Annotated in this window: 25 protein-coding genes; 5 read left to right on the top strand and 20 right to left on the bottom strand. The window is 62.0% G+C overall.

Annotation, left to right across the window (positions count from 1 at the left end; translation table 11 throughout):
* Nucleotides 1–7 precede the first annotated feature (7 nt).
* From BRA42_RS05070 to BRA42_RS14500, 5 genes are all read right to left on the bottom strand, one after another.
* Nucleotides 8–1,087: a permease gene (locus tag BRA42_RS05070; RefSeq protein ID WP_292409549.1), complete on the bottom strand. Its 1,080-nt coding sequence runs from the start codon at nt 1,085–1,087 to the stop codon at nt 8–10.
* Between the two features lie 87 nt (nt 1,088–1,174).
* Nucleotides 1,175–1,327 (bottom strand): hypothetical protein, encoded by a 153-nt coding sequence (locus BRA42_RS05065; RefSeq protein ID WP_292409547.1) that lies wholly within the window; start codon nt 1,325–1,327, stop codon nt 1,175–1,177.
* Between the two features lie 50 nt (nt 1,328–1,377).
* Entirely contained in the window at nt 1,378–1,695 is a 318-nt protein-coding gene (locus BRA42_RS05060; RefSeq protein WP_292409545.1) for a ferredoxin-thioredoxin reductase catalytic domain-containing protein, read from the bottom strand.
* A gap of 13 nt (nt 1,696–1,708) precedes the next feature.
* Nucleotides 1,709–1,855, bottom strand: a complete 147-nt coding sequence (locus BRA42_RS05055; protein ID WP_292409544.1) for a hypothetical protein — start codon at nt 1,853–1,855, stop codon at nt 1,709–1,711.
* Nucleotides 1,856–2,077: 222 nt separating this feature from the next.
* The gene (locus tag BRA42_RS14500) at nt 2,078–2,362 is read right to left on the bottom strand and encodes a carbamoyltransferase C-terminal domain-containing protein (RefSeq protein ID WP_366143504.1); all 285 of its coding nucleotides are present in this window, start codon (nt 2,360–2,362) and stop codon (nt 2,078–2,080) included.
* 441 nt (nt 2,363–2,803) lie between these two features.
* Here BRA42_RS14500 and BRA42_RS05045 point away from each other — a divergent pair, with 441 nt between their 5' ends.
* A complete protein-coding gene (locus BRA42_RS05045; RefSeq protein WP_292383446.1) occupies nt 2,804–3,199 on the top strand; it encodes an ArsR/SmtB family transcription factor in 396 nt (131 codons plus the stop codon).
* Between the two features lie 10 nt (nt 3,200–3,209).
* Here the strand turns inward: BRA42_RS05045 and pdxT are convergent, their stop codons facing one another.
* The 9 genes from pdxT to BRA42_RS05000 form a co-directional block, all read right to left on the bottom strand.
* Complete coding sequence (pdxT, locus tag BRA42_RS05040; RefSeq protein ID WP_342771281.1) at nt 3,210–3,788, bottom strand: pyridoxal 5'-phosphate synthase glutaminase subunit PdxT; 579 nt, start codon at nt 3,786–3,788, stop codon at nt 3,210–3,212.
* Nucleotides 3,778–4,674, bottom strand: a complete 897-nt coding sequence (gene pdxS / locus BRA42_RS05035; RefSeq protein WP_292409539.1) for a pyridoxal 5'-phosphate synthase lyase subunit PdxS — start codon at nt 4,672–4,674, stop codon at nt 3,778–3,780. The genes pdxT and pdxS overlap by 11 nt, the downstream gene beginning before the upstream one ends.
* Nucleotides 4,675–4,677: 3 nt before the next feature.
* Complete coding sequence (gene cbiB / locus BRA42_RS05030; RefSeq protein ID WP_292409537.1) at nt 4,678–5,598, bottom strand: adenosylcobinamide-phosphate synthase CbiB; 921 nt, start codon at nt 5,596–5,598, stop codon at nt 4,678–4,680.
* Nucleotides 5,577–6,101, bottom strand: a complete 525-nt coding sequence (locus tag BRA42_RS05025; RefSeq protein ID WP_292409535.1) for a DUF7524 family protein — start codon at nt 6,099–6,101, stop codon at nt 5,577–5,579. The genes cbiB and BRA42_RS05025 overlap by 22 nt, the downstream gene beginning before the upstream one ends.
* A 7-nt stretch (nt 6,102–6,108) precedes the next feature.
* Entirely contained in the window at nt 6,109–6,294 is a 186-nt protein-coding gene (locus BRA42_RS05020) for a methytransferase partner Trm112 (RefSeq protein ID WP_292409533.1), read from the bottom strand.
* Nucleotides 6,291–7,301: an adenylosuccinate synthetase gene (locus tag BRA42_RS05015; RefSeq protein ID WP_292409531.1), complete on the bottom strand. Its 1,011-nt coding sequence runs from the start codon at nt 7,299–7,301 to the stop codon at nt 6,291–6,293. Before BRA42_RS05015 ends, BRA42_RS05020 begins: the two co-directional genes overlap by 4 nt.
* Nucleotides 7,302–7,916: 615 nt before the next feature.
* A complete protein-coding gene (locus BRA42_RS05010) occupies nt 7,917–9,077 on the bottom strand; it encodes an aminotransferase class I/II-fold pyridoxal phosphate-dependent enzyme (RefSeq protein ID WP_292409528.1) in 1,161 nt (386 codons plus the stop codon).
* A gap of 12 nt (nt 9,078–9,089) precedes the next feature.
* Nucleotides 9,090–9,581: an Lrp/AsnC family transcriptional regulator gene (locus BRA42_RS05005; protein WP_292409527.1), complete on the bottom strand. Its 492-nt coding sequence runs from the start codon at nt 9,579–9,581 to the stop codon at nt 9,090–9,092.
* A 4-nt stretch (nt 9,582–9,585) separates the two neighbouring features.
* Nucleotides 9,586–10,869, bottom strand: coding sequence for an ORC1-type DNA replication protein (locus BRA42_RS05000; RefSeq protein WP_292409526.1), 1,284 nt, complete (start codon nt 10,867–10,869; stop codon nt 9,586–9,588).
* Between the two features lie 674 nt (nt 10,870–11,543).
* Here BRA42_RS05000 and BRA42_RS04995 point away from each other — a divergent pair.
* Nucleotides 11,544–12,035, top strand: a complete 492-nt coding sequence (locus BRA42_RS04995) for a MogA/MoaB family molybdenum cofactor biosynthesis protein (RefSeq protein WP_292409525.1) — start codon at nt 11,544–11,546, stop codon at nt 12,033–12,035.
* Here BRA42_RS04995 and cgi121 read toward each other — a convergent pair.
* The 5 genes from cgi121 to BRA42_RS04970 form a co-directional block, all read right to left on the bottom strand.
* Entirely contained in the window at nt 12,032–12,547 is a 516-nt protein-coding gene (gene cgi121, locus BRA42_RS04990; RefSeq protein ID WP_292409524.1) for a KEOPS complex subunit Cgi121, read from the bottom strand. The genes BRA42_RS04995 and cgi121 overlap by 4 nt on opposite strands.
* 7 nt (nt 12,548–12,554) lie before the next feature.
* Nucleotides 12,555–14,693, bottom strand: a complete 2,139-nt coding sequence (locus BRA42_RS04985; protein WP_292409523.1) for an ATP-dependent DNA helicase — start codon at nt 14,691–14,693, stop codon at nt 12,555–12,557.
* 78 nt (nt 14,694–14,771) lie between these two features.
* Complete coding sequence (locus tag BRA42_RS04980) at nt 14,772–15,314, bottom strand: KH domain-containing protein (RefSeq protein WP_292409522.1); 543 nt, start codon at nt 15,312–15,314, stop codon at nt 14,772–14,774.
* Nucleotides 15,311–16,108, bottom strand: coding sequence for a serine protein kinase RIO (locus tag BRA42_RS04975; protein WP_292409520.1), 798 nt, complete (start codon nt 16,106–16,108; stop codon nt 15,311–15,313). Before BRA42_RS04975 ends, BRA42_RS04980 begins: the two co-directional genes overlap by 4 nt.
* 7 nt (nt 16,109–16,115) lie before the next feature.
* The gene (locus BRA42_RS04970; protein ID WP_292409518.1) at nt 16,116–17,063 is read right to left on the bottom strand and encodes a tyrosine--tRNA ligase; all 948 of its coding nucleotides are present in this window, start codon (nt 17,061–17,063) and stop codon (nt 16,116–16,118) included.
* A gap of 607 nt (nt 17,064–17,670) precedes the next feature.
* On the opposite strand from BRA42_RS04970, the gene BRA42_RS04965 reads away from it, so the two are divergent.
* Both BRA42_RS04965 and BRA42_RS04960 read left to right on the top strand, forming a co-directional pair.
* Nucleotides 17,671–17,940, top strand: a complete 270-nt coding sequence (locus tag BRA42_RS04965) for a hypothetical protein (protein WP_342770355.1) — start codon at nt 17,671–17,673, stop codon at nt 17,938–17,940.
* 230 nt (nt 17,941–18,170) lie between these two features.
* Nucleotides 18,171–18,821, top strand: a complete 651-nt coding sequence (locus tag BRA42_RS04960) for a phosphoribosylanthranilate isomerase (RefSeq protein ID WP_292408882.1) — start codon at nt 18,171–18,173, stop codon at nt 18,819–18,821.
* Nucleotides 18,822–18,873: 52 nt separating this feature from the next.
* On the opposite strand, the gene BRA42_RS04955 is transcribed toward BRA42_RS04960, so the two are convergent.
* The gene (locus BRA42_RS04955; RefSeq protein WP_292408884.1) at nt 18,874–20,064 is read right to left on the bottom strand and encodes a hypothetical protein; all 1,191 of its coding nucleotides are present in this window, start codon (nt 20,062–20,064) and stop codon (nt 18,874–18,876) included.
* Nucleotides 20,065–20,482: 418 nt separating this feature from the next.
* Between BRA42_RS04955 and BRA42_RS04950 the strand changes: the two genes are divergently transcribed.
* Nucleotides 20,483–20,965 (top strand): Hsp20/alpha crystallin family protein, encoded by a 483-nt coding sequence (locus BRA42_RS04950; protein WP_342772097.1) that lies wholly within the window; start codon nt 20,483–20,485, stop codon nt 20,963–20,965.
* Nucleotides 20,966–21,027 lie beyond the last annotated feature (62 nt).

Genomic DNA, 21,027 nt, shown 5'->3' with positions numbered 1-21,027 from the left:
TTCTCCCCTATATGAGTAGCATCCCGTTCCCGAAGAGGAACCCGGCAATGGTCGCGAAGACGACCACCAGCGCCACGTAGGCCGCTGTCTTCTTCGCCCCCATGATCCGGTGGATGACGAGGACGGAGGGGAGGCTGATCGTCGGCCCGGATAGCAGGAGGGCGAGCGCCGGACCGCTGGCCATCAGCCCCGACGAGTAGCCAAAGGTCGTGCCGATGATCGGGACCTCAAGCAGCGTCGGCATGTAAAGGATCGACCCTGCGATCGCCGCAAGGAAGTTCGCGCCGAGCGAGTTGTTCCCGAAGTAGGGCTGGAAGGTCTCCGGCGGGAGGAAGAAGGCGATGATCCCGACAAGGAATGTCCCGGCGATCAGGATCGGAAAGATCTTCTTCGTGAGATCCCAGGTCTCCATCCCCCAGTCGGTCACCTCGTCCCGGTCGTAATAGTAAATGAGCAGGACGGCGATCGCGAGCGTGAGAATGTAGACGATGCCGAGCCGGAGCGCCCAGTCAAGCGGCGAAGCGCCGAAGACCAGCACCCCGACCAGGAGGGCGAAGAACGCCGGCGTGACCCAGCGCGGTTTCTCTTCCTCGCATGCCCCGGCGACACTCGGCGCCATCGCCTTCTTCTTGAGCGTCTCGACGTCCGTCGACCGGAAGATCAGCGCCATGAGAAGCCCGATGACGATCGCGAGCACGACCGCCGAGATCGCCCGTGCTATCCCGAGGTCGAAGCCGAGCACCCATGCGGTGTAGATGATCGCGAGGATGTTGATGGCGGGACCTGCAAAGAGGAACGTCGTTGCCGGGCCGATGCCGCTCCCTTTCTTGAGGATTCCGGCAAAGATCGGGAGAATGGTGCAGCTGCAGACCGCGAGGATCGTCCCCGAGACCGATGCTATCCCGTAGGAGATGTGCTTGGGCGTGTCCGGGCTGAAATACTTCAGTATTGCATCCTTCTTGACGAAGGCCGCGATGGCTCCGGCGATGAAGAACGCCGGCACCAGACAGGTAAGGACATGCGCCGAGAGGTAGTCGAGCACGGAGGCAAGCCCCGATGCAAGGGCGCCGATGAGTATGTCAATCATAGTTAGTTCCTTTACATTGCTCCAATGTCTGTATCGGTGTGTAATTCAGGCGATCCCGGCCGTGGTGACGGTGCCCGTTTCAGCTCCTCACCGCCCCCATGTCCCTTCGGACGGCTCCGGCTCCGCCTGCAGCATATAGTGACGGCTGTATTCGGTTATGGCTAGCAAATTCCTCATCGTCATCAGGAGGGCCACGCCGATCATGAAGGCGACCGCGACGATGAGGATAGCCAGCAGCACCCGGGGGAGTTCCACTCCGATCGGGACTGTCAGCAGGGGGTCGGCCGTCTTTATCCCCCCTGCTCCACCGCACTCTTCCGGAAGAAGAGGTTGCAATGGCAGTGACCCTCAACCGCGATCTCCTCCTTGTGGTAGACACAGGGGCAGGCAATCTTCGCATCTTCTTCCGGCACGCCTTTCCGGATGCGGCAGGGACAGAAGCGCTCGCCATGCCTGAGCTGGTTCCGGGCAAGCCCCCGGAGGACAGCGTTTCGCACCCGTTCGTCCGGGTTGAGCACCAGGTCGTGTTCGCGGGCGTACTTCTCCGCCCAGGTACGGATCTCTTCGACCAGTTCGTCCTCGGTCAGGGTCGTCGGTTCGTCGGCCATTCTCCGCTTCCGGTCACTCTTTCTTCTCGTCCGTCTTCTTCGACACGACCTTCACGCCGCCGCAACTGCAACTGCAGCCGCAGTCGTTTTCCGGCGCAAGGAGTCTCTTGATCCGTCCGGCGAGGCTTTCCTTTGGGTTCTTGCTGGTGTCGTCTGTCATGGTGCTACGCCCCACTCTGTTTCAATACTATTTGAAATAGTGTGAGCGCCACCACCCTATAATGGTTCTGGTTTCAAAACGAGTTGAAGGAGTTGTCACCAGGCATGACGACATCCGGTAGCCACCGGGGGTGGCAGGGCATTTCCCGTTGAGCTTGCGAGCCTGCCCCCTGTGCAGCCGCTCTTTGTCTGCTTCACCAGAGCGGTGCTCGGGCCGGCAGACTCAAAACCTTCCTGCCACCTCCCGGTCCTGGAGAAGGCAGGGCTGATCGTCGGCGGGCTGCAGGGGAACCGGATCCTCTACGCTCTCCCGATCCAGGGAGACCGGCGAGCTGCAGGAGGTTGCGGATGCCCGAACCGCCAAGACATCGGGAAGCATGCCAGGTTGCTTGCCGACGATATAATTCCCCAACACCAGGTAATCCAGACCGGTGGAGAAGAAGCAGCGGATAGCATCCTGCGGCGATTCCACGATCGGCTCGCCCATCACGTTGAAACTCGTGTTCAGTAATACCGGGACGCCGGTGAGTATCTCGAACTCCTTCAGCAGGCTTTTTGAGGGGGTCGAACCCCCATGGGGGGTCCCGGCGGCTCATCGGGCCGGCATTGTCGACCGATGAAAAGAGACAGCACCGTGGAAACCCGGGAGGTCCTCCGGCCGATGACAGCCGATCGTCGGAAGAGAAGATCCGATGCGTTCGTAGCCTTCGCTTGACCCCGGCGAGCGCCAACGGGTGCGCATCGCTGATGATGACCCGCTCCGGCCTTCTCCCCCACGGTCAGGATGCTCCGTACGACCCTGCTGCCGCCGATGGAACCGATGCTCATAGTGCCCATGCTTTTTTCTCCTCTGCTGTTGAACGGTTAGTTCGTACGCCGTGTGAGAGCAGCGAAAGGTTATAGATGTTTTCATTTCAGATTCTTTTGAAATATCGAGTGTGATGTCCCGATGGCAGAAGACAAAAAATACCAGGATGCATCCCTGCCCCTCCCTCCTGACGTCGAGGAGTCGCTCTGCCGGTGCGGGGGCATCGCAGGGCTGACGGGGCAGTTGCCGGGAGACGATCTCCTGAAAAGAGAGAGTGCTCTTTTTCGCGCACTCGCCGACCCCCTCCGCCTCAAGATCCTCGCCATGCTCGCGGTGCAGCCGCTCTGTGTCTGTGTCATCAAGGCGGTGCTCGGGATAGCGGACTCGAAGCTCTCCTACCACCTCTCCGTCCTGAAGAAGATGGGACTGATCGCCGGCGAGGCGCAGGGAAACTGGATCATCTACCGGCTGACCGCCGATGGCACCGCCTGGACAAGACAGGTGATAGGCGACGCCGGGAGTCGAAAAAACAGGTGAATCCCGGATCCTATATGCCGAGACCCTCTAAGAAGGTCCGGTGCAGGCGGAGATCTCCGCCAAGCTCCGGGTGGAAGGCGAACGCCATGTGCCGGCCGTGCCGGACGACGACGATCCCCTCCGGTATGCGGGCGAGCACCTCGACGCCGCTCCCGATCTCCGTCGCCGCCGGGGCCCGGATGAAGACCGCGCGGAAAGGGTCGGCGAGGCCCGCGATGTTGAGAGACGTTTCACGGGAGTCGACCTGCCGCCCGAAGGCGTTCCTCGCTACATGCATCGGGATGAGACCCAGGGTCCGCACCCGGGGATCGTCAACCCGGTCCGCCGCGAGGACCATCCCGGCGCAGGTAGCGAATATCCCGCCCTCGAACCCCACGAGCGGCTCATAGAGCCCATTTTTTTCAATCAGCCGGGAGATCGTGGTGGACTCCCCGCCCGGGATCGCGAGGGCGTCGAGGTCCGCAAGGTCCTCCGCATGCCGGACCGGACCGACCGTCGAACCCGGCCGGTCTATAAGCGCCTCGCGAAACGCCGCGATATGCTCCGCGACATCGCCCTGGAGCGCGAGAACGCCGACCTTAACGCCCACGGGTCTGCAACACCTCCCCTTCCCGGAGCATATGGACGTCGAGGCCCTTCATTGCCTCCCCGAGGCCCTTGCTCACCTCGGCGATGACCTTCGGTTCATCGTAGTGGTTCACCGCCTCCACGATCGCCCGGGCGGTCGCCTCGGGGTTTCCCGACTTGAAGATGCCAGACCCGACAAAGACCCCGTCGGCACCGAGCTGCATCATCAGCGCCGCATCGGCAGGCGTCGCGATCCCGCCGGCGGAGAAGTTCACCACGGGAAGGCGGCCGCGGTTCGCGCACTCGACGACGAGTTCCGCCGGCGCCTCGATCTCGCGGGCACGGTCGACGAGCTCCTGCCTGTTCATCCCCTGCAGGAGCCGGATCTCGCCCATGATCGCCCGCATGTGGCGGACCGCCTCCACCACGTTGCCGGTCCCGGCCTCGCCCTTCGTCCGGATCATCGCCGCCCCCTCGTTGATCCGCCGGAGCGCCTCCCCGAGGTCCCGGGCGCCGCAGACGAACGGGACCGAAAACCGGGTCTTATCGATATGGAACTGCTCGTCGGCCGGGGTCAGCACCTCGCTCTCGTCGATCATATCCACGCCGAGCGCTTCCAGGACCTGCGCCTCGACGAAGTGGCCGATCCGGGCCTTTCCCATCACCGGGATGGAGACCGCATCGATGATCTCGACGATCCTCTGCGGGTCGGCCATGCGGGCCACGCCCCCGGCCGCCCTGATATCGGCAGGGACTCGCTCAAGCGCCATGACGGCGACGGCGCCCGCCTCCTCGGCGAGCCGCGCCTGCTCTGCGTTGACCACGTCCATGATGACGCCGCCCTTCTGCATCGACGCAAAGCCGCGCTTGATAAGCTCGGTCCCAAACCTCAGTTCCTCGAGTTTCATTACCTATCTATAGCACATGTACCCCAATAAAAATAGTGCGGCGATCTCCAGGATCGCAAAGATGACCGTCGCCGCCCGGACCGCACGGACGATTCCGGCGCCCGCCTCCGCAAGGGTCCGCTCCGGGTCCCCTATCGTATAGACGCCGGGCTTCTCGAGCCGTATCCCGACGCCGCCGGCGATGACGGCCATCGGGATCCCGCCGTTGAACCCGGGGCGCTTCTTCCTGTCCCGGCAGAGCACCGCCCATGCCGGGGCGAACCGGCCCTTCGCCGCAAAGTAGGCGAGGAGGACGAGGCCCGTGAGCCGGGCCGGGATGAAGTTTGCGACATCGTCGACGCGGGCCGGAAACCACCCGATCCGGAGCCGCTCGTCCCGGTAACCGAGCATCGCGTCCAGGGTGTTGACCGCACGGAAACCGGCGGCTCCTGCAAGGCCGAAGATCCCGAAGTAGAAGAGCGGGGAGATGATGCTGTCGACGAGGTTCTCGGTCATCGACTCATAGGCAGCCGAGAGGACGTGCTCGCGGTCAAGGCGAGCCGTATCCCGGCTCACCATCATACCGACCGTCGAGCGGCCCGCATCGATGCCGCCGTCCCGAAGCGCCCGCGCCACAGCGACGGTATGCTCCTCGAGCGCCCGCCAGGCCAGGCAGACCTTGAGGAGGAAAGGCGCGATGAGGAGATAGAGATACCACGGGGCCGCAAACTCTACGAGAGCGAACGGCGCGGCAAAGAGCGCCACGGTCGCGAGGGTCCCCGCGACCCCGACCACCCGCTGGATGCGGAGCGGGTAGCGGTCCGGGACCCCCCACCACCCGATGAACCGGCCGAGGACCGCCACCGGATGATACCGGGAGTGCGGGTCGCCGAGCAGCCGGTCCACCAGCAGCGCCGCGGCGACTACGACCGCTGCCGCAGCCATGCGAGGATGACCCCGAGGAGCAGCGCCGCAAACGCCGCGGCGTTCAGGAGGTCGACCCGGTAGACCGCCCACAGCCCGTAGAGGGCCAGGGCAACGGCGCCGATGACGAGGACCGGGGCAAAAGGCCGCCACTCACGCGAGATCGCCGGGGCAACCGCTGTCGGAGCCATCTCGACCGGCTCGGGCTCCGGTGCTGCCCGCTCCCTGACTGCGACCCGAAACTCCGCTCTCCTGGTGCCGTACCCGGTGATGACCTCGACGGAAAAGACACCCGGACAGGCATTTTCCCGGATGGGGATGCGGAACTCCACGTCCTCGTCGACGTAGAGGTTCTCATGGTAAAAATCGGTGAAGGCCGAGGAGTCCCCCGAGGCGAGGGTGATGTGGAGCGGCGAGCCGTGGTTGACGATCCAGAGGACGAGGTCGCTTCCCGGGGTCGCCTCGACCTCGCCCGGGACCTCGATGGCGTTGATCCCCCGGCGGTTGAGATGAATCTCCGACACGGTGGGATCAGTCCTCGCAGGCGGTCTGCGGGAGGAGGTTCGGGATGCCTTCGCTGATGGGGTAGTCGACGCGACACGCCGCGCACCGGAGACTGCCCTCCAGCACCTCCTCACCGCTCTCCTCGGTCACCGAGAGGACGAGATCCCCCTTGCAGACCGGACAGCAGAGGATCTGCATGAGGCTCTTTCTCATAGTTCCCCCCGGAGATCGATGATCTGGGACATCTCGGGGCCGGTCGAGATCAGGGTGACGGGCTTGCCGATATCCTCCTCGGCCTGCGCGATGAAGTCTTTCGCCTTCCCGGTCAGCCGGTCGTAGTCCGTCGCGCCGAAACAGGCCGGGTCGATCCGATCGATGCCGGTGATCGCCGCCTGGGTGCACCCGTTGATCATCGCCGAGTAGTGCGCCATCTTCCCGTCCCAGGTGCCGATGCGGCGCTGCCGGTGGGTGACGGTGCCGAACTCCTCGATACCGAGTTCATGCGACCGCTCCACCGACATCTCGGTGGAGAAGGGGCCTTCGCCGACCCGGGTCGGGTAGGCCTTGAAGACGACGATGACATCGTCGATCCGGGTCGGGCCGACGCCGTTGTCGGCGGCGATCTGCGAGGCGGAAGTATCTTTGCTCGTCACGTAGGGGTAGGTCCCGAAGTAGAGCGAGATCCCGAAGCCCTGGGTCCCCTCGAGGAGGACCGTCTCACCCTTATCCAGGGCGCAATTGACGTCCTCGGCCACATCGGTGATGAAATCAGCCAGTTCCGGGACGTCTTTTGCCTGCCGGGACGTGCGGAGGACACGGTCGGCGTTCGCCGGACCGCACCCGGTCCCGGTGCTCCCGATCTTCTCCCGGAGGTGCTGGCTCCCCTTATCCCGGGCGATATGATCCTCTTCGATGATACCGCACCGCCCGTCGACAAAGGTCCTGTCCCGGGCACCGAGCAGGTCGACCTCACGCAGAAAGACCCGGGGATCGACGAGCACGCCGCTCCCGATCATGAGGGTCGCTTCCGGGTAGACGAACCCCGAGGGAACCATCCGGACCCCGTACGCCTTCTCTCCGATACGAACGGTGTGTCCTGCGTTCGGACCGACGCCGCCCCGGGAGATGATGGATGGTCTGTCCTGGTGAGCGACATGGGCCACTATCTTTCCCTTTCCTTCGTCACCAAAGAACCCGCCGACGATAATAGTACAACTCATTGTTCTATCATGTAGGATGGAGCGATACTTGGTGATAAACATTACAATGTGATACCGGAAAAGCGGTCGCCCCGTTAAAAAGGAGCCGGGACCGGCCCGCCCGGATATTTCCGCACAGCCGGCACTCCGCGCCGGGAACACGAGTATCGGCCAGAATAGGCCGCATTTTCCCGATCCGTCGGGAAGGGGAGGAGCGCAAGGCCCGGGATAAAATTATATCCGCCTTCGCGAGCGGGAACGATCGTTTCCGGCTGAGCACCATTCTTTCTGAACCCCTTTATTTCCACTGGAAACCTCATCATATGGATATCCGGGGCTGCCGCGTGGAGTTTTTCCCGGAACGACAGGCCGATCTGTCACTGGATTTACCCTATTGGAGTGCGGACGCGAACCTGATGATCCGCCCGGCGTTCCAGTGACGCGATGCGTACCCCGGGGCGGGTGCAACGCGAGCACCCCCGGCCGGTATCGCTGAATTAATCCACATCTCCAGTGGAAATAAAGGGGTTATCCGACCGTCATTCATCTGTCGGACACCAAACTACCGGTTGCCCGGTCAAGGACTTCGTTTAAAAGGGGTTTGATTTTTTCCCGGGGAAATATATGGGGTTATTTTTATTCTATCGATTCCAGGAAGGCGCCTATCCGGGCGAGCGCTTCTTTGAGATCGTCCCGCGAGACCGCGTAGGCGCACCGCACGTGCCCGACGCCGGACGGCCCGAGGACGCTCCCGGGGACGACCGCAACACGCTGTTCGCGAAGGAGGGACTCTGCAAACTCGGTATCGGAGAGACCGGTGCTCTTCACCGAGGGGAAGGCGTAGAACGCACCCTTCGGGATGTGGCAGGTAAGACCGAGTTTGTTCAACCCGTCGACGAAGAGGTTCCGCCGGAGCCGGTACTCCCGGACCATGGCGTCCTTCTCGGCTTCCCCGATCCTGAGCGCCTCGTAGGCGGCGACCTGCCCCATCACCGGGGCGCAGAGCGCGACGTACTGATGGATCTTCAAGGCCGCCGCGGTGATCGCCGGGGGGGCGCAGAGGTAGCCGATCCGCCACCCGGTCATGGCGAAGGCCTTCGAGAACCCATTCAGGGTGATCGTCCGGTCGCGAAGTTCGGGGATCCGCGCCGGCGAGAAATGGTCGCCGTCGTAGGTGAGCTCGGCGTAGACCTCGTCGCTGATGAGGAGGAGGTCGTGGTCGACCAGGAGATCGGCGATGCCGCGCCAGTCCGCTTCCTGCATCACGCCGCCGGTGGGGTTGTTCGGGAAGTTTGCGATGAGCGCCTTCGTCCGCGGGGTGATGCTTTCTGCAAGCGCATCGGCCGTCAGCCGGAACTCGTCTTCAGCACGGCAGGGGACGGTGACCGGGACCCCGCCGGCGAGGGAGACGCAGGGGGTATAGGAGACGTAGCAGGGCTCGGCGACCAGGACCTCGTCTCCCGGGTCCGTGACGGCCCGGATGGCAATGTCGGCCGCTTCCGAGACGCCGCAGGTGACGATGATCTCCTCCTCCGGACTGTAATGGGTGCCGAACCGGGAGCCAAGATAACGGCTGATGGCGCCCCGGAGCTGGGGCGTCCCCTTGTTCGAGGTGTATGCAGTCGATCCCTGCTCAATGGAGTAGATGGATGCCTCGCAGACGCACCAGGGGGTCACGAAGTCCGGTTCGCCGACGCCCAGGGATATGACGCCCTCCATCGTCTGGACGATGTCGAAGAACCGCCTGATGCCCGACGGGGGTATGGCACGGGCCCGTGCCGAGACGAAATCCCTCAACGCACCTCACCTCTAGAACGAGTAGGGGAGGCGCTCGACCTCGCCGCGCTCGGCGAAGGTGGTGCCGTTCTCCTTGTAGGTCTTCATGATGATATGCGTCGCCGTCTCCCGGATCCGGTCCATGGGAGCGATCTGCTCGGCTACGAACCGGGCGATCTCGTTCATGCTCGGCCCGGTGACCAGGAGCTGGAGGTCGTAGGCCCCGGTCATCAGCCGGAGAGACCGGACCTGCGGGAACCGGGCGATCCGCTCCGCGATCCGGTCGTAACCGAAGTCGCGCTCGGGAGAGACCTTCAGTTCGATCACCGCCGCGACGTTGCCGTCGCCGGCCCGCTCCCAGTCGACGACCGCCCCGTAACGGCGGATGACGCCGGCCGCTTCCAGACGACCGATCCGGTCTTTTACATCCTCTTCACTCACTTCGGCCAGCACCGCAAGTTCGCTTAACGGGGCGCGGCAGTTCTCCTCCAGAAGATGGAGGAGGGTACGGTCCTTCTCGTCCATAGTATCACCTGAACATTGCTTTTAAGCGATTGGTATCGAGTTCTTTGAGTCTCGGGTCGTCGAGCCTCGGGTCGCGGGTGACAACCTCTTCGATCTTGCTCGCCGTTGCATCGAACCACATCTCCTTCGTCCGACCGTAACGGCCCCGTGAGACGACCCGGGTGTTGATGACGCCGAGCATGTTGAGCTCGGAGATGAGGTCCGTGATCCGGCGGTGCGTCAGGACGTCGAGGTCGATGATCCGGGCGATCTCGCGGTAGACCACCGTGACCTCGCCGCTCGTAAAGATCCGTTTGCCCATCTGCTCAAGGATCAGCATCGCGTAGAGGACCGCCTTGCTCTGGGTCGGAAGAGTAGAGATGCACTCCACCATGCTGTCGGTCTCGATCTTCTCCTGAGCCATCCGGACGTGCTTCTCGCCCACGACCGTGGCGTTCTCGCGGTCGGCAAGTTCTCCCGAGACACGAAGGAGATCGAGCGCACGACGGGCGTCTCCGTGCTCCTGCGCCGCGAGCGCCGCACAGAGCGGGATGACCGCCTCCTCGAGCGCCTCCTCGATGAACGCCAGTTCGGCCCTCTGCTGGAGAATGTCGCAGAGCTGCGGGGCGTTGTAGGGGGGAAAGACGATCTCCTCCTCGGAGAGCGAGGAGAGGACCCGGGGGTCCAGGAAGTCGGTGAAACGGAGGTCGTTTGATATCCCGATGATGCTGACTTTTGCAAACTTCAGGTCGGAGTTGATCCGGGTGAGGTTGTAGAGGGTATCGTCGCCGCTCTTTTTCACGAGTTTGTCGATCTCGTCGAGGATGATGACCATGACCCCGCCGTTGTTTTCAAGCTGGTTCTTCAACTCCATATAGACCTGATCGGTCGGCCACCCGGTCATCGGGATGTGATTTCTGGTGCTGTCGCTCGGGTGCTGGTCGACGTCGTCGAGGCAGTTTGCGATCTGGGCAAGGACCCGGTACTGGGTATCGATTACCTCGCAGTTGAGGTGAACGATCTTGCACTTCGTCCCGGCAAGCGCACTGGCGTTTTCGAGTTCCGTTCCCACGTACCGGGCCGATGCAGTCTTCCCGGTCCCGGTCTTGCCGTAAATGAGGATGTTCGACGGGGTCTCGTTCGTGAGGGCAGGAGCAAGAATTGAAGCAAGTTCGTCGATCTGCGGCTTCCGGTGAGGGAGGATCTGGGGACGATAACTGTGGCGCAGTACTTCCCTGTTCTTAAATATACGCCTATTGGTCAGGTATTTTTTAAATAATCCCATTGGGTTGGTCTTATCGTCCGACATGATGTCACCGGAGGGGGTTACCAGGACAGGAGATTCTCGTGTCGAGGACCCTTAATGTGATCGCTCTCAGGACAGATAACCCCTTCGTTTCCAGTGGAACGCAAAAACGATCGATCATCGGTGAAAGAGGAAGGGAATGCACGGCCGATTGCCGATAGAATGAGATTGAATAAGTCGAAACAACGGTGATTCGAGAAGGATGTATCTTACGGACGGATCGGCTGCGGTGGCGGACTCCCGGAGGGGTGATCGGCGATCACCCCGACCCCTTCATTTCGACTGGAACGTGATGATGATACAGGAGACCTGTATCATTCAATCAAAAGTGATGATGAGCTATGTGTACCTCTGCAACTCAAGATATAAAGTTTTATCGTAACATGACAGGATAAACCGGATCGTCTCCAATTAATACAGGACCGCGGACTCCGGTTGAATTCTTCTCACCAGGTGGGTGCCTATCGAGGTTTCATTTTCCCCGCGAATTTCATCATGTTCTGTTGTGTCGTTTTCTCCTGTAACACTGCTCTCCTGTAAGTTTCGTCTCCTCCCCTCCTCTCCCTTCGTCATCCCCTTTCATAGTTCCAGTCGAAACAAAGGGGTCGGGGATTGAGCCACGCTTTTCAAGGATACAAAGAAGTAAAATACGCGGTAAAGGGTACTGGATGGTTCCTATGGAGAGCAATCATCTTAAACCAATCACCGTGACCGGTGCCGTCATCACCGTCTCCTCGACCCGGAAACCGGAGACCGACACCAGCGGGAAGACGCTTATTGACCTCTTCTCCGCCGACGGCATCGAGGTGACCCATTACGCCGTCATCCCCGACGACCTTGCGCGGATCCGCGCCGAGGTCCGTCTCGCACTTTCGCGTGCAACCTGCGTCGTCATCACCGGGGGCACCGGACTCACCCCCGACGATGTGACCATCGAGGCAGTCGCGCCGCTGCTTGAAAAGACCATCGACGGGTTCGGGGAACTCTTCCGGCTGAAGAGTTACGAGGAGATCGGGACCGCCGCGATCCTCTCGCGGGCGATCGCCGGCGTTATCGGCGGCCGTGCGGTCTTCTGCATCCCGGGTTCGACGAAGGCCGTGACGCTTGCCGCACGGGCGATCATCATCCCTGAGATCCGGCACATCCTCACCCACGCCTCGGCGCGCTAGCGATAAACGTCGAGAAGCGCCACCCGCTCGAGGACCAGGTCGCGGAACCGCGCCTCGCCGACGACGGCGATCTCTTCTGCCGTGATCGAGAAGAGGATCGCGAGGCGCGCCCGCTTCGCGGGGTCGAGCTCTTCCCAATCCCCGTCGACGAACGTCACGAGACCGGCAAGGCGGTCCCGGACGCCCGGCGCCGGGGGACAGACCGCGATGTAGGAACGGTTCTCTCCCGGGTGAATCCCGAAGGTCGCGGCCACCTGGCATTGCCGGGTCCCCGCGGCGTAGAGGAGCGCTTCCATCTCGATCGAGTTCGCTATCGCCTCACCGCCGGTCCACGACCGGCAGGCGTGCCGGAGTGCCGTCGTTACATGGTCGCGTCCGGCGATGTGGTCGGCATCAAAGAGGATGATATGGGTCCCGCACGCATCGGCCGCTTCCCGGACCTCGCGCAGGAAACCGACGCTGTCGTCGACGGTAAAAACCGCCTGGTAGATATCGCACGCTGGTTCTGCCATCCTTTATTCACCCGAACCGGAAGAGAGTCGACTGCTCGTCGCCGATCTCCCCGACCTCGTCCCGCGCCCCTTCGAGCTGCTCGAATATCCGGGCGGCGATGCCCTGCCCGAGGATCTTTCCGACCTTCTCCGGCCCGGCTTCGCGGAGCGCCTCGATCGACCCAAGGCCGTTGTTGAAGAGCCGGCGCGCCCGGGCGCGCCCGATCCCGCGAAGCCTGATGAGGGGCAGGAGTTCCTTCTTGATGCCGTGTTTCGTGCGGAGCTCCATCTCCTCAATCGGCCGGACAAGGTGCGGGGCAAAGAGCGCAGCGAGGTGCCGGCTCGCGTGGACCAGCCAGGCGACGCTCTCCACCATCCCGTAGATGTCTCCGGGGCCGACGCTGTAGCGCTCGCAGATCGTGTCTTCCCCGACCTCATCCGCCCAGTCGGCAAGGAGAAGCGCGGTCTTGAGGCTCCGATCGAACTCCTCGCCCGCATCCCAGGGGATCTCCACCCAGAGGTCTTTCCGGTGGTCGGCGAGGAATCGGTCGAGAAGGTACATGTCGTTTCTCCGGACGTAGAGCGTCGGCATATCCGGCGTGGAGCAGAGGAGGTGCAGGAGCCCGATGTCGGTATACTCCTTCTGTCCCGTCATCGCCGTCACGATCACCTCGGCGCTCCGGGGGTCGATATAGAGCCGGGAGACGAGCGACCCGTACTCGGTGGCCTCAAGCCACTCTCCCACCTCGGTGATCATCTCGGCTTCCCGCAGGAACTCGATCACCCGGTGGACCGCCCGCGAGAGCGCGAGCGGGCTCTCGCCCTGGTGGGCGTAGAACGTCCCGTCCATGAACCCCAGCACCTCGCCCGTCTCGCGGGCGAACCCCGTCGCGATGAGCGAGAGGATGTGGGTGCAGAGGACCGCTTCGTCCGCGCACCGGCTCCGGACGTCCTCGGCGGGCGCACCGATGTAGCAGTCGAAGAGTTCGTCGACCATCTCCTCGGCCTTCGCGATCAGGACGGCTTCGCCGTAGGGGTCGAGATGCGGCCGTCCGGCCCGCCCGGCCATCTGCCGGTACTCCCGGACCGGGATCGGGACCATCCCCTCCCCGGCGTTGAACCGGAGGTAGTCGCGGACGATCACCCGCCGGGCGGGGAGGTTCAGGCCGGCCGCGAGCGTCGGCGTCGAGGCGATAGCCTTGATCTGCCCCTCTCGAAACCCTGTTTCAACGATCCGGCGCTCCTCCCGCGAAAGCCCCGCATGGTGGAACGCCGCTCCCTGCGCGACGCAGGCGGCAAGGGTTCTCCCCATATCGGTCGCGGCATTCGAGCGGAGTTTGTCGGCGTACCCGGCGAGGACGGGGTTCGCGAGCTTCAGCCCCGACGCCGCTCGTTTTGCAAACGCCTCGGCGTTTTTACGGGAGCTGACGAAGACCAGGCACTGCCCCCCCTCCGCGACCGTGTCGAGGACGAGGTCGAGGTCCTCGTACTTGCTCCGGCGTTCGACTTCCCGGTCGTGATCGGCGAACCGGATGGTGTCCTGGTAGAAGACTCCCTCCCGGAGGTCGACCGGCCGCCAGTCGCTCTCGACGAGCTCGGCGTCCAGCCACCCGGCGAGGTCCTGCGGGTTGCCGATGGTGGCGGAGAGGGCGATGATCTGCATGCCCGGATTCTTGTGCCGGAGTTTTGCGATCACCATCTCGAGTGTCGCCCCCCGGGAGGAATCGTCGATCAGGTGGACCTCGTCGACGACGAGCATGGTGATCTCGGCAAGCCACGGCGTCCGGTTCCGGAGAAGCGAGTCCACCTTCTCGCTCGTTGCGACGATGATATCGTTTCTTCCCAGGTAGTCGTCCCGCCGGTCGAAGTCGCCGGTGGCGATGCCGACCCGGAGCCCTTTCCCCGAGAACTCCTCGAACTTCTCGCTTGCGAGCGCCCGCAGGGGAACGATGTAGAGGCACTTGCCGCCCCCCTCCACCTGGTGGTGCATCGCCATCTCGGCGACCAGGGTCTTGCCGCTCGCGGTCGGGATGGCAATCAGGAGGTTCTTCCCCGAAAAAAGCCCCGCTTCAACGCAGGCAGCCTGCGGCGGGTAGAGTTCCGTGATCCCCTGCTGAGCGTAGCCGGCCGCAAGCTCCGGCGGGACGGGAAGGTCGGCTATCTCCATGTATACCCCATCATTTCCAGTGCAAATCGCGTATCGTGTGTATTGTCATGGCGGGACCCGGGTCTCGCCCCGGCCCCGTCACGAGTAGTACTCCAGCATCGCCTGTTTGGCTTCCTTCTTCTTCCGGTCGAGGAAGGCGTAGACGTGCTCGTGAGGCACGCCCTGGATCAGCATCTCCACCGCTTTTCTCGTGGTCTCGACCTGATCCGGGAGGCCGATGATCGCGACCGTCTTGCCCTGGACCGAGATCTCCGTGCCGGTCATATCCTCGATCTGGGATCGGGACGTCCCCGCTTTGCCGATGATCCTGCCTCTGAGCCGTTCGAGCTGCCGGGTCGTGCCAGAGAGGTCGGAGAGGTCGATGATGTCGAGCGTCATATCCTCGTCGTCAAGGAGCCGGAACGCGCGCTCCGGCGAGAACCCCCGGTTGATTGCCTGGACGACGTTCTTTGCCGTCATGACGGCGACGGGGTCCTCTCCCTCCATCGTCACCGTCCCTTCCTCGCTGTCGATCCGGAGGGCTATTCCGGTCTTCTCTTCTATCTCGCGTTTTGTGGACCCGCTCTTACCTATGAGCACGCCGATCCTCGCGGCTGAAACTTTCATCTCCTCTGTGGTCATGGTTGCCTTCCTTCTCCCGGTATTCCGGGTTCCCGACGTCCGGTGATCGCGCGGAAGACCTCGTTCTCGTCCGGCACATCACAGTAGCGGGAGAAATACCGATTAAGGTTTCTGATGTCCCGGCTCAGGAATGCGGGCGCCCGGGGATGATCCGGAGTGACCGCCTGTCCCATATCGATCAGGTATGGTTTCTCGTGGTAGAGGATATTGTATTCGGAGAGGTCGGCATGGACCAGGCGGGCCTCCCGATAGAGCCGCTCGACGTAGCCGAGGATCTCGCCGTATACCCCTTTATAATCCTCTATCTCGGCGTTCCGGATCTGCGGGTATGGCGCCTCCCCTTCGCCGAGGAACTCCATCAGGAGGATGTTCCGGTCGAATGCGAGAGGTTCGGGAGCCGGGACTCCCGCGTCGTGCGCCCGGGCGAGGTTGCTGTACTCCTTCTTCGTCCAGGCGAAGATGATGCCTTTGCGCGTCCCCCGGACGCTTGAGAACCGGCGATCTCCCGCCAGGTACCCGGTCATCGCCCTGAAGTTCGCGGTCTGGATGCGGTAGATCTTGATCGCGATCCCCCGCCCGTCATGTTCGCCGTAGAAGACGTTCGCCTCCTTTCCGGTGCTGATCGGGCCGCCGATGACCGATATCAGTTTTCGGTGGACGAGTTTGTAGAGCGCCATGAGGGTGACGTCGTCAAAGACGTCGTCCCGTACCTTCATCGCATCGGCGTCTTTGATCCTGACGCCCATCGCCTCGATCTCGCGGTCGAACCGCTCGTACTCATCTTCGCGGCCCACGGCCGGATCACCTGCTATCGACGTAGTCGTGTACGGGGGTGAGGATATCGACGAGGCAGTCGGCGGTTGCCGATTTCAGGTCCAGGGGGTGGACCTCTCCGGCGGCGTAGGCCCGTTCGAGGTCTTCGTAGGCGGCAAATTCCCGGTCCCCGCCGAACTTTGCGGGCCGGCGGATGGTGACCGTACCGGTCCGGGGGAAGACGTGGTAGCGCAGGATCTGGAGGACCGGGTTATTCTCGACCTCGGGCGGGCAGAACGCCTTCTTCATCTTCTGTCTGATACCCTCTTCGGATTCGGCGACCGATATGACATTTCCGGCCGACGAGGACATCTTCTTTCCGTCGAGGCCGCTGATGATCGGCGTGTGGATGCAGACCGGCGCCGGATACCCGATCGAGGGGAGGTGTTCCCGCGCGAGCATGTGAATCTTTCGCTGGTCGATCCCGCCGACGGCGGCGTCCACGCCGAGGGTCGCGATGTCGACCATCTGCATGATCGGATAGACCATCTGCGAGACCGTGGGGTTCTCCATCTGCCGCCCGACCTCGTCCATGCTCCTCCTCGCCCGGTTGAGGGTGATTGCCTGAGAGAGTTTCAGGACGTTGAGCTCATACTCCGGTGCGAGCTGCACGTTCGACCCGAGGACGTAGTTTGCGCCGCGAAGGCCGAGCCCCTCGAAACAGCGGCGGTTGTACTTGGCGATCTCCCGGATCTCTTCCATGGTTCCCTTGCGGTTCAGGAATGCGTGGAGGTCGGCGATGAGCACGGTCACCTCAAACCCTGCTTTCTGCAGGTCCATCAATTTATTCACCGTCACCATGTGACCGAGGTGGATCTCTCCGCTCGGCTCGTAGCCGGTGTAGACCCGCCTGACCGGACGGTCGATGAGCGCACGCAGTTCCTCGTCGGTGACGACCTCTACGGTATTTCGCGTCACCAGTTCATACGGATCCATTGAAAGAGATGGGTCTGCCGGGGAGTTAAGGGTTCTTCTAGGCGTGCCGACTGCATACGCTTTCATTCCCCACCAGTTGAGTGTTTATCTTGCGGGGGTGAAGGGGGCGGAGCGGGAAGTCCCCGGTCTTTAGGCCGGGGATGACACGGCACAACCCTTTGGGTTGTGCCTGTCAGGAAGATGCAGAGCATCTTCCGTGAAGCGGAACCGCCCTTCCCATAATCAATTTCGATATGATATATTGTTCTATCTGTGTTGCGAGAACCAAGCAACCTGATATCAGGCGCGGAACGCGCCGTTGAGCCTGTGGACTTGCCTCAGTGGAGGGAGAATGAAGCAGGAAGCTGCGCCCGAGAGCGCGGGGTAGTTCACTTTAGTTCCATGCAGCGGTTGTGATATTCATGCTCTGAAAAGCCGGTTAGTCTTTGCCCCCCTCACAAAAGGTTCACATAACTGTCAAACAATTGCTGTTTTGTAAACCCGGAAGCGAGGTGAATGAGGTGACCGTCGGAGAGAGGGTGAAGATGGCCCGAGCGATAAATGGCTTTAGCCAGAGGGAACTCGCCGGCAGGTAACAGAACTTGTTCCTCGGAATCGCAAGTTATCGATGCAGGATCTCTTTGCATTTGTCCTCACGAGACATCACCGTTGCCTGCTGGTTACCGGCGATGGAAGGCTGAGGACGCTGGCCGAGCAGCAGGCAACAGAGTGTCACGGCACTCTCTGGGTTATGGATAAGATGATTGAATATGGGATACTGAGCCCTGCATCCGCCGATACCGCTCTGGAAACGATTTTGGTGAAAAACACCCGCCCCCCGGCTGCCGAGTGTGAAGAACGGCAAAATGTGTGGAGGGAAATGCAGGGTATACAGTGATCGCCAACCCGAAATAAATGGTCACGCGACCTGTTGGTGCGCGCTTTTTTACCGTCTGGCGTAACAAGAAGAGGTCGGGTTAAAGCCTGGAGATTATGCTAGGCGACGGACTGCTATGCCGTCCTCGACCGCTCCCGGTAGGACGATTCCGTCGTGCAAGGCCGACCACCGTCGCGGGCCCTTACGGGTCCGGCAGACATCCTATCTACCAGAACGACAGAGTCACTCTGATGCGTGTAAAATTCTGTGGAACGGCCAGTATTGCAGATATGCGGTGTGCGGTGGATGCGGGCTGCGATGCCATGGGGTTCGTCATGGGCGTGACCCATCAGAGCAGCGACGTCGTAACTCCCGCTGAAACGGCAGAGATGGTAAGACAGCTCCCGCCGTTCATCGAACCTGTCGCGGTCACCCACCTGCAGGGAACGGAAGACCTCATCAGGCTGGTGAAAGATTCGCATTGCACGACGCTGCAGATCCAGGATACCGTCGACCCGCCCGAGATGGACGTCATCCGCGACGCTCTCCCGTATCTGAAGATCGTGAAAGCCGTTCATGTAATGGACGAGTCGGCTATCAAGACCGGAAAACGCTATGAACGCTACGCCGACGCGCTCATCCTCGACACCAGAACGCGCGAGAAGATCGGAGGAACGGGGGTCCCTCACGACTGGAATATCAGTGCAAAAATTGTGGCGACCACCGCAATTCCCGTGATACTCGCCGGAGGACTCACGCCGGAGAACGTCACGGAAGCCATCCGGAAAGTCCGCCCGTACGGCGTCGACGTGCATACCGGCGTCAAGAAAGACGGTGTTCGAAACCCCGAAAAAACGCTTGCATTTGCCCGGGAAGCAAGAAATGCCCTGAAGAATGAGTGAACTGCCCCCATGATTTCCGGACAGGCCCCACGAACGGTAAAAAAGAGGGTATTCACCGGGCCGGCACTGTCGCCATGCTCTTCTCCACCCGGCGGGCCATCTCCTGCTTGACCCGCCGGATGTTCTCCGCCCGGTCGCGTTCGGCAAGGTCCGGGCCCGCTTTACCGACGACCTCCTCACTCGGGACGCCCTTTGCATTCATGACCCGCAGGTAGCCGAAACTCGCCCAGTTGTCCGGGAGGTCGCGCACCCGCATAAACTCCGTGTTGTAGGGTGCAAGATCGAGCTGGGTGTCGATGACGCTGTTAACGTAGTCTTTGTTCGACTCAAAAACGACCGGAGGCTCGATGATGTCGGTCTGCATGATATCCCGAATATCGCGGCCCTCGTGCTGTTTGAGGAGCCTTGCGCACTCGGAGAAATGCGTGATCTCCATCTTCGTAAACATCTCCCAGATCCCCTTGATCCTCGGGTCGCTCTCGGTCTGTGCGCAGGAGTGGTAAAGGTAGGCCTCGTTGAGTTCCAGCAGCGCCATCTTCTCAAGCATCGTCTCGGCGGGGTCGCCGAGCAGTTCGTACTGGGTCACGTGCTGCTCTTCAACCTCCGCGATCTCCGCGTAGAGTTGCCGCGCGATGTCGTCGGGGTACATGGACCCGTGCGACCGGTAGAAGAGCATCGTCTGCTGCTCCGCCGAGACAATCGTGTGATAGTTCAACTTCGTCTTGATCGCGGCCGTATCCCTGTCGTAGTGCTTCCGCATCGAGTCGTCGGGGTGGCGGTGCTCGATGCTCGTCGGCCGGGCCGGTTTGACCTCGGTTTTGCCCTGGACAATCATCTCGGGGTCGCCGCCCTCGATATAGTCGTAGAGGCAACCGTAGCGGTAGAGGTGATCGAAATCTTCGAGCAGCGCAAAATCCAGCGTCTGCTTCACGTAGGGGTCCGGCTCGTTCTTCGCCAGGTTCGCGGTGAGGTCGACCGCCACCTGCTCGTAGCCGAGGGTGGTCTCGATGACCGACTGGTCCGCCGGGTTGAGCCAGTTGACCGTTTCCTGCTGCTGGGAGTCGATCCGCCGCAGCAAGGACATTATGCGCTTCACCTCAGGGTCCGGATGCAGCCGCTCGATCGCGTGCGACATAAGGACGGCATTGTTCTCGATGCCGTTCATGAGAATGATCCGGGTCCGGGTGTAGGCGTCGACCGCCTTCTTGTCGTATGGGGCCGGAACCATATCTTTCCAGTTCATGGGCTGCTCTTCCATCGGCATACCTTCTATGGCAAATGGTTTGAATTGGGCCATCTCATCTCCCTCCATAACCCCCGTAAATCCGTCGGCACTGGCGTTTCCGGCAGGACGACGGCACCGACGGCATGCGCCCGGTCGCCCCCCGCGCCCGAGAAATTCCGGGGTCCCCACCATATCGGTCACGTCACAAAAACCTGCCGGGCGGTAGGGAGACGCACGGAATGGGGGCCCGGGGGGTTCATCGGAGACTCCGCCGGGATATTCGGCGGATAATCCGGCCGGGCATTGCTCCGGGTCGCCGGGAGGTCGCAAGGTCTACATTACAGAACGGGCGGTTAAAGGGCGGGCGGGCGATCCTGAGTGCGGCGTCTCCCGGGTGCGAAGGGTTAAGTATGCATGATCAAGGGAGAACCCAAGGATGGCAACCAGCCATCCGATCTCCACCAGACTTGATGAGGCAAGGACCATGTCACGGAGAGAAGACAATCCGTTCGGCTCCAAACGGCGGGACATCGACAGTCCACCGGTTTCCCGGTGGAGCGGCCGCGATTTTCGCGGTCTGTCAGCGGACTTCCGGGTCGATATCCTCGACCACGACGACGAGGTGATCGTGGTTGCGGAACTGCCCGGAGCGGAGGAGAACGCGATCAGGGTCAACCTGCTCAACCCGCAGACTCTGCGGATAACAGCAAGACGCGCCGGACCGTCCGAAGAGGAATCGGGAGGCGGCTACTCTATCCTGGAACGCGGGAACGGCATCCTGAGCCGGCTGATACGCCTGCCGGCAAGCGTAACCGAAGAGGGTGCCGGGACCGGGTTTAAGAACGGCGTTCTGGAGGTGCGCTTACGAAAGATGAGAGGGCAGTCCGAACCCGGAGGAAAGGAGATTCCCATCGAGTGAGGTGACCCGGCCGCCCCTTGCCGGAGTGAACGAAGGAGCGCCGCCGAACGTTTCTCCTCACA

Origin of the sequence: Methanoculleus sp. UBA374 (assembly GCA_002508705.1) — an archaeon.
Lineage (GTDB): Archaea > Halobacteriota > Methanomicrobia > Methanomicrobiales > Methanoculleaceae > Methanoculleus > Methanoculleus palmolei.
Note: the sequence above shows the minus strand (reverse complement) of the source record. Positions and strands in the feature narration are given on the sequence as shown.

Coding starts and splice junctions, on each gene's coding strand:
- BRA42_RS04950 (WP_342772097.1), top strand. CDS start 20,483: ATGGCAACCAGCCATCCGATCTCCACCAGACTTGATGAGGCAAGGACC.
- BRA42_RS04985 (WP_292409523.1), bottom strand. CDS start 14,693: ATGGAGATAGCCGACCTTCCCGTCCCGCCGGAGCTTGCGGCCGGCTAC.
- BRA42_RS05005 (WP_292409527.1), bottom strand. CDS start 9,581: ATGGACGAGAAGGACCGTACCCTCCTCCATCTTCTGGAGGAGAACTGC.
- BRA42_RS05045 (WP_292383446.1), top strand. CDS start 2,804: ATGGCAGAAGACAAAAAATACCAGGATGCATCCCTGCCCCTCCCTCCT.
- BRA42_RS04995 (WP_292409525.1), top strand. CDS start 11,544: ATGGAGAGCAATCATCTTAAACCAATCACCGTGACCGGTGCCGTCATC.
- BRA42_RS04955 (WP_292408884.1), bottom strand. CDS start 20,064: ATGAACTGGAAAGATATGGTTCCGGCCCCATACGACAAGAAGGCGGTC.
- BRA42_RS05070 (WP_292409549.1), bottom strand. CDS start 1,087: ATGATTGACATACTCATCGGCGCCCTTGCATCGGGGCTTGCCTCCGTG.
- cgi121 (WP_292409524.1), bottom strand. CDS start 12,547: ATGGCAGAACCAGCGTGCGATATCTACCAGGCGGTTTTTACCGTCGAC.
- BRA42_RS05015 (WP_292409531.1), bottom strand. CDS start 7,301: ATGAGTTGTACTATTATCGTCGGCGGGTTCTTTGGTGACGAAGGAAAG.
- BRA42_RS05055 (WP_292409544.1), bottom strand. CDS start 1,855: ATGACAGACGACACCAGCAAGAACCCAAAGGAAAGCCTCGCCGGACGG.
- BRA42_RS04980 (WP_292409522.1), bottom strand. CDS start 15,314: ATGACCACAGAGGAGATGAAAGTTTCAGCCGCGAGGATCGGCGTGCTC.
- BRA42_RS04970 (WP_292409518.1), bottom strand. CDS start 17,063: ATGGATCCGTATGAACTGGTGACGCGAAATACCGTAGAGGTCGTCACC.
- BRA42_RS05060 (WP_292409545.1), bottom strand. CDS start 1,695: ATGGCCGACGAACCGACGACCCTGACCGAGGACGAACTGGTCGAAGAG.
- BRA42_RS04960 (WP_292408882.1), top strand. CDS start 18,171: ATGCGTGTAAAATTCTGTGGAACGGCCAGTATTGCAGATATGCGGTGT.
- pdxS (WP_292409539.1), bottom strand. CDS start 4,674: ATGAAACTCGAGGAACTGAGGTTTGGGACCGAGCTTATCAAGCGCGGC.
- BRA42_RS05020 (WP_292409533.1), bottom strand. CDS start 6,294: ATGAGAAAGAGCCTCATGCAGATCCTCTGCTGTCCGGTCTGCAAGGGG.
- BRA42_RS04965 (WP_342770355.1), top strand. CDS start 17,671: ATGCAGGATCTCTTTGCATTTGTCCTCACGAGACATCACCGTTGCCTG.
- BRA42_RS05000 (WP_292409526.1), bottom strand. CDS start 10,869: ATGTCGGACGATAAGACCAACCCAATGGGATTATTTAAAAAATACCTG.
- cbiB (WP_292409537.1), bottom strand. CDS start 5,598: ATGGCTGCGGCAGCGGTCGTAGTCGCCGCGGCGCTGCTGGTGGACCGG.